Here is a 14048-nt window from a genome sequence, read left to right as displayed (position 1 = left end):
ATTACTGTCGGGCGTTGTTGCGGCGTACCAACTCCGCTCTGGCCTGGCTCTCGCGCTTCTCGTCGATGTCGTCCAGGTAATACTCGGGGAAGGTGGCGGCCTTGTACCCAGCCAATTCATTTTCCGTGAGCAGCGCCACTCTAGGGTCTTGCACCACAAGCGTTTCGGGCTTGCGTGTTGGCTCTGCTGGGTCTGGGCCAGCTGTTGGCCTACCGGCATCTACAATGTCCATGTGGTCATCGAAACCAGCGTCCGCCACCATGCCTAACAGGTTGAAGGCTTGACGTTCATCAGGTAGTTGACCGCCACCATCAGCAGCATCTTCGTGGAGGGCCACAGCGTCGGCGACCGTATCAGGGCCAGCAGATGTTGCGGGTCCTGCTCGAAGGTCTCGGCTATAGTCTGGCCCTGGTACTTGCCAAAGGCCATTGTCTGCTTCGTCGTATTGGCCTGCCAATCCTTCTTGCAACTGAACAGAGCTAGAAAAGTCTTCGGGTATACTTTCATTGGCTGCTGGCCTTCCAGCGTCATGGTATAGTTGTTCTGCACGTCCTTCAGCACGTTGAGGTAGCATAGCGGCCGGCCGGGACTCGTCACCACTAATATTGTCGGATTGTCCAGACTTGGCGTGTAAGGTATTCTGTGGTCGTGTAAGTGATTCAGTGCAGCCGCCAGCTGCTTTTGCGGCCATGTCAGTATCAGTACTTCTCGTTGCATTAGTCTCTATAAGCGTTTTTGTGGCCTTGCCGTCAGCATCGATTGTTTCGATATTGTAAGGGGCCATTGGTAGGTCGGCGTCGGCGTAAACACCAACGAGTACCTCACCAGCCAACCGAATAACCTGCTGGTCGGATTGCACCGAGTCGTGAACCAAGAAGAACGGCGTATCGGTTAGCTTCAACAACCGGGTTGCAACACCGCCAATCATCAGCTCTTGCTCTAGAAGTTGCAGCAGCCGTGGCATGAGATTGCGCTTCTCCTTGTCCTTCCTTTCCAGTGGGGCGTTGAGCTGACCAGTAACGTCCAATAGCGAACCACAAAGCGGGCGTAACTGATTCTTGGCAGCGGTACACTCACCAGTAGCCGAAAAGAAGGCTCCAAACCACAAATCCTTGCCCTTCTTGCGTGCACCGAGTCCAAGGACTTCAGCCGTGTGCGCGTACAGATCCTTCGTGCGCACGTCAGCACAGAACTGCCGTATCTTTTTGTCGGCCTCGTAAGCGGTGTGCAACTCATCCAGTACGTAGCGCACCTCGGCCGCATCGATGGCACCACTCTTGGTCAGCAGCCGGAAACACTGCTCGGGGTACTCAAACAGGTAGCTAGCCAACACGAACTGGGAGCATCGAATATCGAGTACGTAGGCTTGGCTGCCATAGGTAAAGAACTGGCGCAACGCCGTGGCGATGTTGGTCAGCGGCGTGTGCATCCGGTTCCCAAACTCGCAGCAGAGGTTTTCAAATGTAATGATGCCCTGGCGCAGCATATCCACGTAGCAGAGGCTCCAGACCGCTGGCATCTCCTGAACTTCGCTCTCAGCGCGCAAGAACGCTTCCAGCGCAACCATATCAACGTGCTTAATCAACGAATCGACGTGCGCGGCCAGCTGCTGGCGTGCCTGGTTGTACTTGGTGCGCCGACGTAGAAAGACCTGCTTATTCTTATCGTAAAAGCGGTGGGCCTTGGCGCTGTACTTGGCACCCAGCACAACCGGCACGATAACATCGAAGTCCGTGGTATCAACCGTGTGAGGGCGCTTCAGGCGGTAGCTCTTGGGTACACCGTCGCCACTCTCGCCAGCAATCCTTGAGATGTAAGAGCCACGGCCAGCCCGCGAAGTCTTCGCCTGGTAAGGGTAGTTCTTTCTAACTGGCGCAGGACTAAACAGGTCGGTGCCATCGCTTTTCAACCCTTCCTCATCGTAGAATGAGTACCACTCGACGTAGTTGTGTTCTGTAAGAAAATCGATGTGCTTGGCGTAGGATTTGCCGAATTGCTTGTACAGTTGGTCCCTGCTGGCACTGTGGTATCCCAGCTCTGTTAGCCTGGTCACAATGCCGCTGCCATCTTTGTACACCTCGTTGGCCTTCTTGCTGCGGTAGATGGTCAGGTTAGCCGATAAAGCAAATAAAGAGAGAACGTGCAGGCACTCATCTTCAAGGGCCACACCCGTGCTGTTGTAGAACCTCTTATCGGTAGCCCAAGCAGAAAATTCGGTACGTAGTTGGGCTACGTCCACAGTTGCGGGTAGCCATATTTGTAGGGGCGTTAATTCGCCGCTGTCAATTGCCTTCTCGGCGGTAGTTAGTCGTTTATTACGTGTCATTGCACTAGTATGTCATTTAGTGTTTTTTAACGGTAGGCGTGAAAGAGAACGGCCGTTCCCTCTCACTATCTTCCAGAATGACAAACTGGAAGCCGTCGCCTATATTTTAAATTACATTCCGCTCTTCTCAAACAGAATCATAATTAACTCGTTGGTTGAAACCGGCCGCTCGTAAAGAGCAGATAATTCTTTGGCATGTGCGGTTAGTTTCGCTCTGGTTTTCTTGCTCACGCGGACTGTAGTAGTTTCTGTTGCTGCTGTCATAATTTCCATAAACTATATACTGCGTTGTAGACGCTCTGATTGCCAAATGCCGATAAATAATTCAACTATTTCCAAGCAGGCAATACCAGTGGGGGCTCGGTCTGCGACGCCGCCCCTCAAACCAATCTAACCAACACCAGCTCAACAGGACAGCCCAACCAACCACCACCAGCAAGCAGGCCCAACCAACCACCACGGCCAGCAGAAGAGAGTTGTATAGACAGATGTGTTTCCGTTTTTGCGCAAGGCGCTTTAGGGTGGTATTTGCAGCCACTAATAGCGGAAATGGAAACACTTAAATACCAACAGCGAAAACGGAAATACTTAATGCTGGTTGCGGAAATGGAAACACTTAAACAAGATGGGTCTTCGGGTCGCTGACACCTACGACCACCACACCAACCACCACCATACAACTAGCGGCCACCACGAGAGAGTTTGTATAGACAGATGTGTTTCCATTTTTGCGCAAGATTACCGATGATTGCGAAAATGGAAACACTTAAATTAACTGCTCATTAGCCTGGAAGGCGCGAAAACGGAAACACTTAAATTAGCGACTCATTGACCCTATTGATTGACCCGTATAGCGCTCTAAATTACTTGCGCCTGACGCCTCGAAAATCACCAACCATATTTTGTTGTGTCGCCTCGTACAGTGAACATAACTACCTGCTATTTCTCAGCTATGCTCCCTCGTACAGCTCTCTAAACTACCTACTACTGGCATAGAGAAAGTATAAGGTAGTATTTTCAGACTAAGACGGGGGAAGCGAACTGCTGTAGCTGCTCTACGCGCTCAACCTTGGCCTTCTCGATTGCATTGACGAAAGCCACGACCGCCTCCCGCTTCATGCCCTTCGTTTGAAAGCCCAACCGGACCCCACCATCTGAGGCCACGCTGACAATGTGCCTTCTGGTCGAGAAGTACACCAGCACCAGCATAAGACCCACGATGAAGCCCAAGAAACCTAGTTCTCGGTCGCCATTGAAGCCCGTGGACCACATAGCACCCAAGACAGCAGCTATAATGCCTATAACCAGTAATACTGGATTGCTCTGGTAGCGGACTTCGCACGAACTCACCTTTTCCAGCAGTACGGAAACCAAGTACGCCTGAGACGAAGAGGCAGCATTGTAACGAATACGGTGGGTCGTCAGCATCACCACCTTGTTGGGCGATTGCGTGATCAGCGCCTCACCATCGAGTAAGAAGTTTTCCATGCCGGAAAGGTATAGAGCAGCCCTATTATTCCAAGCTGATTATACCAACATTTTCGGGCAGGCCTAACCATCCATAACCAGCTATGTCACGGCAAACACATCCATGAAGTCATGGCGTATGTAAGGATAGCACAGCCACCATACCAGCGATGGAGCTTTAAAGAAGCAATGAGAAGTATTTACGATTGACGCGTCTGATTAAAATTCAGAATAGATACCGCTCCGTCAATTACCCTTTCTTGGATTATTAGCATTATAAGCACCATACGCGTAAAAGATGGCAAATACCACTAGAGCACAAATGGTAAACACTATACCCTCAAATACAATCGAATATAACACAAGGCTTACACACAGTGCCATAAAGAAAATTTCTGACCCTCTCATATTGCTAATGATTATCCTTTGTCACACAAAGAAGCTGAATAACTACATAAAGACAAAAAACCTGTGTCCATTAAAAGCCGAAGCCTAGCATTTTCTACGGTTATCTCTTCGCAACTATCACTACCCGGCTAACCCGTTGTAGGAGCGATAGCTTATTTGTAAAGCATTTAAAGTATTACTAGCTACCACCCTCAGTATAATGCAAAAAACAAGCCCCAACCATTGCTGGCCGGGGCTTTGCTTTTAAGGCTACTGCTTAGGTTACTCCATTCCCAGCTTTGCTTTCAATTCGGAGAGCTGTTTAAAGTCTTTAGCCTTGGCCTTCTCGTTGGCTTCCGCGACAAGTTCACTTAGAAAGCCTTCCACTTGGTCACCAAGGCAGTCCAACGCTTTACTCAGGATACGCTGGTTGCTGATGCTCATTTGCAACTTGCCCTTGATAAGCGATTTCAAGCCATTGAGCCGAACTAAATCAGCCTTGTCGATTGCCGATTGGGAGTAGCCCCGCTCCTTCTTGACATTCTCTACGGGTGCTTCCGTCACTTCTGCCGGTGCCTCAATTTCTGCAGTTGCTACTGCTATTACAGGTGCTTCCTCGGTGGCAACTGCTACTTGCTTGACGGTGGTTTTCTTGCTGGCCATTCTGTTGGTCTTTAAGTGGTTGTTGAAAGATTACATCGTGAAGATGCCGCGTTACCGCGACTTATGACAACTTCCACTAACTTATTTTAGTCCTATTAATGTCTAAGATTTCGTCCTTCTCAAACGGACTCAAACGGACGCGTACAGAGAGGCCAGACCTTCTAACTAGCAGTTAGTCTAGCTGGAAGGGCTGGCCTCAGTGGTGAGCTTGTTTGGTAGCTCTATTCGCGTTTTCAATCTGGTTGTAGCCTTGCCTCTCGCACTTAGCAGAAAGCCTTAGCCATCTCCCCTACTGCGTTCCGGTTTTGGTCCGCGTACTGAAGCAACTGTTCCAAGTTGGCGTGGCCCACCCACGAGCGTAACACGGCCACCGATACGCCACTCTCCAACGCCACGTTGATGAACGTGCGCCGGGCCGTGTGGGTCGTGACCAATGACCAACGAGGTACCACCTCACTCCTTCTCTCGGCACCGGACCAACGCACCCTTTCCACCGGAGCAAGCATGGTAGGCAGCATCTGTAGCAAGGTCTTCAAATGGATGTTGTAGCCACAATTTGAAATGCGCCGAATGGTATAGTCGTACCGTTTGAGAATAGTCTTTGACGTTGCATTAAGCGGAATGGCTACTGCCTCGCCGGTCTTCTGCATTTCAATGTGGATGTGGTTGTTGCGGATGTGCGACGGCTGCAACCGGACCAAATCACTGTAGCGAAGCCCCGACGAACAGCCAAGAATGAACAAGTCGCGGACGTAGGCGACACCCGGCGTTTTACCCAACGGCAGTGCCTTCAGCGCAGCCATTTCCTGTTGCGTCAGGGCTATCACGGTACGGGCCACCGTTTTCTTGCTTTCCGATAGCGTGAAGCGCCGGTATTTCGTGTGGGGCATCAAATCGTCGTCGGCCAGTTGGTTGAGCACCCGTTTCAGGCTCTTGATGACCTTGGCAACCGAAGAGTTCAGGTACTTCTTTTCCCCTACCAAGAATGCCTGAAAGTCCGAGAGCATCCGCTTGTCGAAATCAACTAACTCCAACACCACATCCTTGTGTAGTTGGTACTCCTTGATGATGCGATACAGCGAGTAGTAGGTCTTCATCGTGTTGTTACCGAAGATGCCGCCCTCATGTTGAATGGGCACTCGGTAGTCCATCTTGCGGTGCTGCCGGTTGCGTACCTGTATATGCTCGTAGGTAAGGCCACCGTTTTTGCTGCTGATGAACGAATCAAGGTGATACAGAAAGGGCAACCCGGTGTTGCGTATTTCCGGCACCGACGTGACGGCAAGCGTCGAACTAGGCGCTTTAGGCTGGCATTTCTGCATAGCCTTCACGGCTTCCACCGACGGCTCTATGCCTTGCTGGGCTAGGTCGTCGGCAATGGCTTGCAACGCTGCCGCGACACGGGAAATAGCGGCGTTGACACCAGCGGCATTGGTAGCGGTGGACTTGGCTTGGCCTTTCACTTTATCCCAATGTTCGGGCTCGATGGTCGTGCCAGTTGAAACGGCAAACCACTGCCGCTGGTGGCAGTACTTTACCCCAACGGGCAGGGCAGACTTGTGGACGTTGGTGGCTCTTAAATACGCCTTGGTGGTGGCCATAATATTCTACTGTTTAGTGTGTTAAATGCAACACACGCAGTATAGGCGCGCGTACTTTCCCATGAAACGGGGCCGACAAATCGTCGCCTTTTGCAGTGCGGTACGGACCTGCTGACTCCGCACCGTCAGGCGCTCAAAGACCTAAAAGAGCTTTCCGCATCTGGTTACCTGTCAGTCAAATAGGAATCTAGAAGTCATTCTACCAACAGGGGTTCGATTCCCCTACGGACTACTTAAAAGGCTTTCTGCAGTACGCAGGAAGCCTTTTTGCTTTTCCGGGCAGTTGCCCGGAATTTCCGGCAAAAAGCCCCCTTGTTGTACAACGGCTTGGCGTAGCCGCCTACCTTTGCACGGGCTACCGGTGGGTCGGGAGCTGTTTTTACTCTTATTGCCGTGTTCAATTTGTCCGGATTTCGGGCGGGCCAACTGCTGCCCGCCCTGCTGCTAGTGCTTGGCCTGTGCCTGAACGCCCGCGCCCAGCAGGCCCCTTCTGCCCCCCCACTGCTGCGCGAGCTGAGCCTGCGCCTCGATACCACTACCTTCTACCTGAGCCGCAACACAGCCACGGTGCAGGAGGAGCCCCATCTCTACTTCAGCTACCGCCCCGGCGACGACGCGGCCGAGCTCCGGGTAGTTCCCCTCGACCCCAGCGCCGGCCCGCTGCACCTGCAACGCTCGGCCGATTTTACGCTGCTCGACTCGCTGACGCCCGTAGACGGCGGGCAGTATTACCGGGCCAAGCTGCGCTTCCGCAGCCTCGCCGACGCCCGCTTCCTGAGTTTCACGTTTCAGCAGCCGGCTGTGGCGGGTGGTTTTGCCCCGCGCACCCAAACCGTGCGGCTGCTGCCCGTAACAACGACGACGCTGGAGCTGCGGCCCGCCGATACGGAGCTGTTTGTGGGGGAAGAAAAGGTGTTCGAGCTGACCAGCAACAACCCCAAAAACATCCGCCTGAGTCCCGAATGGACCCGCGGCCAGGACATCGACTACCGCCTCGACCGCGAGAAGGGCACCCTGCGCCTGCACGTACTGCCCAACGCCACGGGTAGCCGGGTGCTCACGCTGCGGCCCCAAACCGAGCAGCCGTTCCTTACCGACCGCAACCGCCGCGTTACGTACGCCCTGCCCCCGCTGCGCCAGGAGTTCACCGTAAAAAGCTCACGGCTGCGCTTTCTGAGCGTCGATAAAAAAGAAATTACGCTCGATGAGGAGTCGCGCCGCAAGGGCGTGGAGCTGATTCTCGACAATGGCCGCAGCTTCAACCTCAAGCGCACCTACCGCATTGAGGACCAGGAGGAAGCCGGCGGCGCGCTGATTGCCGAGCTGTTTACGCGCCAATACCTCACCAACGACCGGGTGCTGTGCTGGCTGCGCGTGTACAATACCCACCGCCAGGCCGACAGCTACCTCTACATCAAGGAAAACGACCAGGCCAAGTACATCACCAACTTCAACATCTCGCCCCCTACGGCCCTAACCGGCCTGAGCGTGCGCCACCGCGGCGGCGACTGGACCAGCAGCAACGCCGTGAACCCCGGCGAAACCGTAGACGTGCGCCTCGAAGGCGTGGCCCTGCTACGGGGCCGCTTCCACTTTGAAGATGTGCGCGTGGTGCCCTCCGACTCCAGCGTGCGCTCGGACGCGGCCGTGGTGTACCGGGTGCAGGTGCCGGTGAATATCGATAAGAAGCGGATTGCCATTGATAACGCCGGCCAGCCCACCAACTTCGCACTGGCGGTGCGCGAGTTCCAGAAACCCCACCCGCTCGACTTTGTGGGCGTAACGTTTGGCGAGGCCGTGCGGCCCATCACCCGCCTCAACGGCCCCATTCTCTACGACCGCACCATCCGCGACGTGGTGTTCAGCTTCAACACCGGCGCCATCGACACGCCCGAGCAGCTATATGGCAAGCAGTACCTCACCTTTGAAATCAGGACCCAGAATGCCAAGGGCGACCTGATTGAGATGCGCACCATTGATAACGTGGTTATCTGCCCCGATGGCAAATCGGTGCGGGCACCTTTCTACCAGGACAAGCAGTGCCAGGTGGGCAACATCAGCCTCAACAACCTGCTGAGCGCCCGCAAAAGCTACGACCTCGACGACTGGAGCAAGATTATCATCACCGTAAAGCACACCCAGGCCCAATACCAGGAGCCCGGCTTTACGCAGCGGCTGGAGCTGGTGCTGCAGCGCCGCGTGAAGTTCGATATCGACATCAGCTTTCCGGCCGGTTTGCTTACCAAGCAGCTCGGCGGCGGCGAAACCAACAACTACACGGCCTTCAGCGGCATCAGCCTGGCCACGCTGGCCCAATTCAGTTTTTACAACCCCAACAAAATAAACAAGCTGCGGCCCTATAAAGTGGGCGCGGGCTTTGTGGCGCTCAACGCGTTCAACCTCAGCTCCAACGCCAACGCCTCCCGCGACCTGGGCCTCGTGGTGCTGGGCTCTGTATACCCCACCCGCTCCGATGCCAAGCTCACGTTTCCGCTCTATTTGGGGGCCGGCTATCTGGTGAACAAGGGCCAGATGTTCTTCCTGTTCGGGCCTGGTATCGGCGTGCGGCTGTAGCACGAACTAAACGGCTGTAGCGCGAACCGAAGGACAGCGCTACAGCTGTGCAACGGCCGGCAGCCGAAACTTTCCGGTGGCCGGGGCGCTTTCTGGTTGATTCTTCCCTTCCCGATTTCATGAAAATCCTTTTTTCTTACCTCCGGCACTACCGGGGGCTGCTGGCGTTGGCGCTGCTACTGGCCGCCATAAACCAGGTTTTCTCCTTGCTCGACCCCTACATTTTCCGGCAGATTATTGACCGGCATGTGGTGAAAGCCGGGACCAACGTGCTCGAAAACGGCTTCTGGACCTTCCTGACCGGCGGGGCGGGCCTGCTGATTCTGCAGGCCATGGGCGTGGCCATGGTGAGCCGCATTGCCAAGAATTTCCAGGACTACTACACCAACGTCATCACCCAACGCCTCGGGGCCCAGCTGTATTCCGATGGCCTGCGCCACTCGTTGGAGCTGCCCTACCAGGTGTTTGAGGACCAGCGCAGCGGCGAAACGCTGGGCAAGCTTCAGAAGGTGCGCACTGACGTGGAGAAGCTGATTCTGAGCTTCGTCAACATCCTGTTTATCTCGCTGGTGGGCATTGTGTTCGTGACGTGGTATGCGCTGAGCGTGTACTGGCCCATTGCGGCGGTGTACTTTCTTACTATTCCGCTGTTAGGGTCTCTGAGCCTGTTTCTGAGCAAGCGTATCAAGGTAATTCAGAAAACGATTGTAGCCGAAACCACGGCGCTGGCTGGTTCCACCACCGAAAGCCTGCGCAATATCGAGCTGATAAAAAGCCTGGGGCTGGCACAGCAGGAAACGCTGCGCCTGAACGCCACAACCGAGAAAATCCTGAAGCTGGAGCTGCGCAAGGTGCGGTACCTGCGCTCCTTGTCGTTTGTGCAGGGCACGTTTGTGAACCTGATGCGCAACCTGATTCTGCTTATGCTGCTGTTTCTGGTAGTACAGCAAACCATTTCGGTGGGCGAGTTCTTCTCGTTCTTCATCTACTCGTTCGCCATTTTCGGGCCGCTGCAGGAGATGGGCACCATCATTAATATATACCGCGAAACCGAGGCCTCGCTGGCCAACTACCAGCAGCTACTCGACACGCCCAAGGAAGTGAAGCCGGCTCACCCCAAAGTCATCGACCAGATTGAGACACTGGAGTTTGACGACGTGCGCTTCCAGCACCTCACGGCCAGCGCGCCGGCCCTCGACGGCATCAGTTTCCGTACCAAGCTGGGCGAAACTATTGCCTTCGTAGGCCCTTCGGGCTCGGGCAAAACCACCCTTGTAAAGCTGCTGGTGGGCCTCTATCCACCCGCCGAGGGCCGGATTCTCTACAACGGCATCCCCGGCCCCGAGCTCGACCTGGACACGCTGCGCGAGCAGATCGGCTTCGTAACCCAGGACACCCAACTGTTTGCCGGTACCATCCGCGAAAACCTGCGCTTTGTAGCCCCCAACGCCACCGACGAGCAGTGCATAGCAGCGCTGCACCAGGCGGCGGCCGAGTTGTTGCTGGCCCGCGCCCCGCTGGGCCTCGACACGGTGATTGGTGAGGGCGGCGTGAAGGTATCGGGCGGCGAAAAGCAGCGCCTGAGCATTGCCCGGGCGCTGCTGCGCCACCCTACCCTACTGGTTTTTGATGAAGCCACCTCGGCCCTCGACTCGCTTACGGAAGAAGAAATAAGCCAGACGGTGCGTGAGCTGTCGGGTTCGCGCCAGCACATCACCATCCTTATTGCCCATCGCCTGAGCACCGTGCTGCACGCCGACCGCATTTTTGTGCTCGAACGCGGCCACGTAGCCGAAGCCGGCCGCCACGCAGAGCTACTCGAACAGCGCGGCCTCTACTACGCCATGTGGCGCCAGCAGATTGGCGAGCGGCCGTTGGCAGCGGTGGGCCGATGAATAACGCTGCGCGGTGGCCCGAAAAACGACGTAGGGGCGGGGCTTGTACTCGCCCGCCGTGCGCGCCGCTGCTGGTGCTTGTTCAACGGTAAGCGTTCAACGGCGGGCGGGGGCAAGCCCCGCCCCTACGTTGTGCTGGCGACCTGTGCAATTTTTTCAGGTGGTGAGGAGGCCCTTTTGCGGAGGATGGGGTTGCGGCTTGTTCGAAAGACCCTGATAGCCGTATGAGTGGGATTCGGGGGGGGGCTGGAAGCTGGCTGAGCAGCCAGAGCCACCGCCAACTCGTTCATCACTTCACCAGTTTCACTTTTGGCCTCCTCGTCGCCGTTTACGCCGCTAAAGACTCCGATTTTTCGGATGCTCTGGATTGCCTCCTTCGTGTCGAACGTGGGCACCTGGATGCAGAACGTGGGCGCCGTGGGGCTGATGACCGAGCTGACGACCTCGCCCGTACTGGTGGCCCTGCTCCAGACGGCTTCGGCGCTGCCCGTGTTTCTGCTGAGCCTGCCCGCCGGCGCCCTGGCCGATCTGCTCGACCGGCGCAAGCTGCTCATCCTCACCCAAACCTGGATGGCCGCAGTGGCGTTGCTGCTGGCGGGCATGGCGTTCGGGGGCTTTTCGTCGCCCTGGCTGCTGCTGAGTCTCACGTTTCTGCTAGGGCTGGGCGGAGCGTTGAACAATCCGGTGTGGCAGTCGGTAACGCCCGAGGTAGTGCCGCCCGCCGACCTGCCCCAGGCCATTGCCCTCAACAGTGTCAGCTTTAATCTGGCGCGCGCTTTGGGGCCGGCGCTAGGCGGGCTGGTTATCGGCTATTTCTCGGCCGGGGCGGCGTTTTTGCTCAACGGCTTATCCTTTCTGGGCACTATTTATATGGTGTATAGCTGGCGGCGTGAGCCCCAGCCCGTGAGCACGCTGGCCGCCGAGCGGCTCGTGATGGCCATGCGCGGCGGGCTGCGCTACGCCCGCTTCGCGCCCCCCGTGCAGCGGATTCTGCTGCGCGGGGCGGCCTTCACGTTTGGGGGTAGCGCATTGTTTGCCCTGATGCCGGCCGTGGTGGCCCAACGGCTACTGCGGCCCACCTCGTTCTACTCGCTGCTGCTCACCTGCATGGGCCTGGGCGCGGTGCTGGCGGCCGTGCTGCTGCCGCGCCTCAACCGCCGCCTGAGCATTGATGGCCGGGTAGCGCTGGCTACTACTGTGTTTGCCGGCGGCCTGCTGGGCCTGGGCTACGTGAATGCGCCGTGGCTACTGTACGGGGCCCTGGTACTGGTAGGTATGGCCTGGATGCTGGTGCTCAACTCGTTTAGCGTGGGCGTGCAAACGGTGGTGCCGCGCTGGGTGCAGGCGCGCACCATCAGCATCTACCTGCTCGTTATTCAGGGCGGCATGGCGGTGGGCAGCGTGGTGTGGGGCGCGGTAGCCGAGCGGGCGGGCTTGCCGCTGGCTTTGGCCGGTGCGGCCGGCTGGCTGCTGCTGAGCCTACTGCTGGCCCGCCGCTACTCGCTGCAAACGCCCCCCGAAGCCCTCGACCACACGCCCACCCGCCAGCGCCCCGAGCCCGTGCTGGCCGAAGAGCCCGCCCCCGCCGAAGGCCCGGTCATCACCACGACCACCTACCGCGTAACCCCCGAAAACCGCGCGGCCTTCACCTATTACATGGAGCAGCTGGGCCGCATCCGCCGCCGCGAGGGCGCCATTGGCTGGGGCCTTTATGCCGACCTGGCCGACCCCGACCGGCTGATGGAATATTTCCTGTCGGAGTCGTGGGAGGAGTATCTGCGGCAGCACCAGCGCGGGGTGGGCCGCGAGGAGGCCGAGCTGAAGGTGCGCCTGCGCCAGCTTCATTATGGCTCCGAACCACCGCACGTCAGTCATCTGCTGGCGCAACACCACCACCCGGCGGCCGGCCACCCGGCCATGCCGCCCGGCAGCACCCGCCTGGTAGCCAGCACCGCCGGCGAGGCTACGTAAGCAATGCGGAGCTGGCAAGACCGCCGGGCAGCAGGACAAGCAGCCCGAAACTAAAGTCTGACGCTGCAAAGGCAGTATACGATTCGCGTGAGAGCGGGCGTTAGTAGGCAAGAATTCCGGCTGTTTTTTTAGCTTTAAACGGAATAAATTCGCATCAGCTGCTGTTGTCCAGGTACCTTGTCGGCACTACTTCGGCAAGGTAGTTGCCTACTTTACGGCGCACTCTACCCTACCTATCCATGACTATCCATCTTCGACTTTTCCGCCGCCTTACCGGCCTGCTGACTGCCGGGTTACTACTGGCCGGCACCGCTTCGGCCCAAAGCAGCAGCAACGGCCAGCGCGATGTACTGCGCGAAATAACCGATGTCGTGGGCCTGAAGCCCCGCTTCCAGCTGCGCGCCACCAGCGAGGTGCAAAATGCCGCCGCCGTGGTGTACGGCGGCCAGCGCTACCTGCTCTACAATCCGCAGTTCGTGTCGGCTGTAAACCGGGCCGGCCGCACCGACTGGGCAGGCATCAGCATTCTGGCGCACGAGATGGGCCACCACCTCAACGGCCACACCTTGCGTGCTGGCGGCTCCAACCCCACCGACGAACTGGAAGCCGATGAGTTTTCGGGTTTCGTGCTGCGCAAAATGGGGGCCAGCCTCGCCCAGGCGCAGGCCGGCATGGCCATCGTGTCCGATGAGCAGGCCTCCCCCACTCATCCCGGCCGCCGCACCCGCCTGACGGCTATCAGCCAGGGCTGGCAGCGGGCCAGCCAGCAGATTACGGCCAGCACCCGCGGTGTTGCCCCTTCGGCCGAGCCAGCCATGATGACCGTCCAGCCAGCGCCGGTGCGGCAGGTGGTAGCCCGCCGGGCCGCGCCGGTAAGTGTGTTGGGTAAAATCACGTTTCAGGCCAAGCCTGAGCTCGATTTCTACGTGACTGACCGCTTGAGCGTGGTGCGCCTCGACCGCGCCGGCCAGGCCGCCGAAGTGGTGGGTCGCCTCACCCGCTCCGAAAGCCTCAGCTACCCCTACGTGCTCATCGACGGCCAGCAGCGCCGCCTCTACATCAGCCGGATGGGCGAAATTTATGACCCTAACGGCCGTCGGGTAGCCATGCTTACCGACCCATCGTAGATGAGAAGAAAGATATGGAACGTCATGCTGAGCGGAG

General features: G+C 57.3%; 8 protein-coding genes. 4 read left to right on the top strand and 4 right to left on the bottom strand.

Annotated features, from left to right (window positions below; all coding sequences use genetic code 11):
• Window position 1 precedes the first annotated feature (1 nt).
• The 4 genes from J7E24_RS10710 to J7E24_RS10695 all read right to left on the bottom strand — a co-directional run bounded on the left by J7E24_RS10710 (window position 2) and on the right by J7E24_RS10695 (window position 6444).
• Window positions 2-2326 carry a hypothetical protein gene (locus tag J7E24_RS10710; protein ID WP_215137948.1) on the bottom strand — a complete coding sequence of 775 codons (2325 nt, stop codon included), beginning with the start codon at window positions 2324-2326 and terminating at the stop codon, window positions 2-4.
• A gap of 1017 nt (window positions 2327-3343) precedes the next feature.
• On the bottom strand, window positions 3344-3814 hold the full coding sequence (locus J7E24_RS10705; RefSeq protein ID WP_215137946.1) for a hypothetical protein: 471 nt from the start codon (window positions 3812-3814) through the stop codon (window positions 3344-3346).
• 648 nt (window positions 3815-4462) lie between these two features.
• Window positions 4463-4843 (bottom strand): hypothetical protein, encoded by a 381-nt coding sequence (locus tag J7E24_RS10700; protein WP_215137944.1) that lies wholly within the window; start codon window positions 4841-4843, stop codon window positions 4463-4465.
• 263 nt (window positions 4844-5106) lie between these two features.
• Entirely contained in the window at window positions 5107-6444 is a 1338-nt protein-coding gene (locus tag J7E24_RS10695) for a site-specific integrase (protein ID WP_215137942.1), read from the bottom strand.
• A 393-nt stretch (window positions 6445-6837) separates the two neighbouring features.
• On the opposite strand from J7E24_RS10695, the gene J7E24_RS10690 reads away from it, so the two are divergent.
• From J7E24_RS10690 to J7E24_RS10675, 4 genes are all read left to right on the top strand, one after another.
• A complete protein-coding gene (locus J7E24_RS10690; RefSeq protein WP_215137940.1) occupies window positions 6838-9018 on the top strand; it encodes a hypothetical protein in 2181 nt (726 codons plus the stop codon).
• Between the two features lie 119 nt (window positions 9019-9137).
• Window positions 9138-10913, top strand: a complete 1776-nt coding sequence (locus J7E24_RS10685; RefSeq protein WP_215137938.1) for an ABC transporter ATP-binding protein — start codon at window positions 9138-9140, stop codon at window positions 10911-10913.
• 309 nt (window positions 10914-11222) lie between these two features.
• Window positions 11223-12884, top strand: coding sequence for an MFS transporter (locus J7E24_RS10680; RefSeq protein ID WP_215137936.1), 1662 nt, complete (start codon window positions 11223-11225; stop codon window positions 12882-12884).
• A gap of 239 nt (window positions 12885-13123) precedes the next feature.
• On the top strand, window positions 13124-14011 hold the full coding sequence (locus J7E24_RS10675) for a membrane-binding protein (RefSeq protein ID WP_215137934.1): 888 nt from the start codon (window positions 13124-13126) through the stop codon (window positions 14009-14011).
• Window positions 14012-14048 lie beyond the last annotated feature (37 nt).

Source organism: Hymenobacter sp. ISL-91, from assembly GCF_018613725.1.
GTDB lineage: Bacteria > Bacteroidota > Bacteroidia > Cytophagales > Hymenobacteraceae > Hymenobacter.
Note: the sequence above shows the minus strand (reverse complement) of the source record. Positions and strands in the feature narration are given on the sequence as shown.

Excerpts from the sequence above, each read along its gene's own strand:
- J7E24_RS10685 (WP_215137938.1), top strand. The coding sequence starts at position 9,138 with ATGAAAATCCTTTTTTCTTACCTCCGGCACTACCGGGGGCTGCTGGCG.
- J7E24_RS10710 (WP_215137948.1), bottom strand. The coding sequence starts at position 2,326 with ATGACACGTAATAAACGACTAACTACCGCCGAGAAGGCAATTGACAGC.
- J7E24_RS10700 (WP_215137944.1), bottom strand. The coding sequence starts at position 4,843 with ATGGCCAGCAAGAAAACCACCGTCAAGCAAGTAGCAGTTGCCACCGAG.
- J7E24_RS10695 (WP_215137942.1), bottom strand. The coding sequence starts at position 6,444 with ATGGCCACCACCAAGGCGTATTTAAGAGCCACCAACGTCCACAAGTCT.
- J7E24_RS10675 (WP_215137934.1), top strand. The coding sequence starts at position 13,124 with ATGACTATCCATCTTCGACTTTTCCGCCGCCTTACCGGCCTGCTGACT.
- J7E24_RS10705 (WP_215137946.1), bottom strand. The coding sequence starts at position 3,814 with ATGGAAAACTTCTTACTCGATGGTGAGGCGCTGATCACGCAATCGCCC.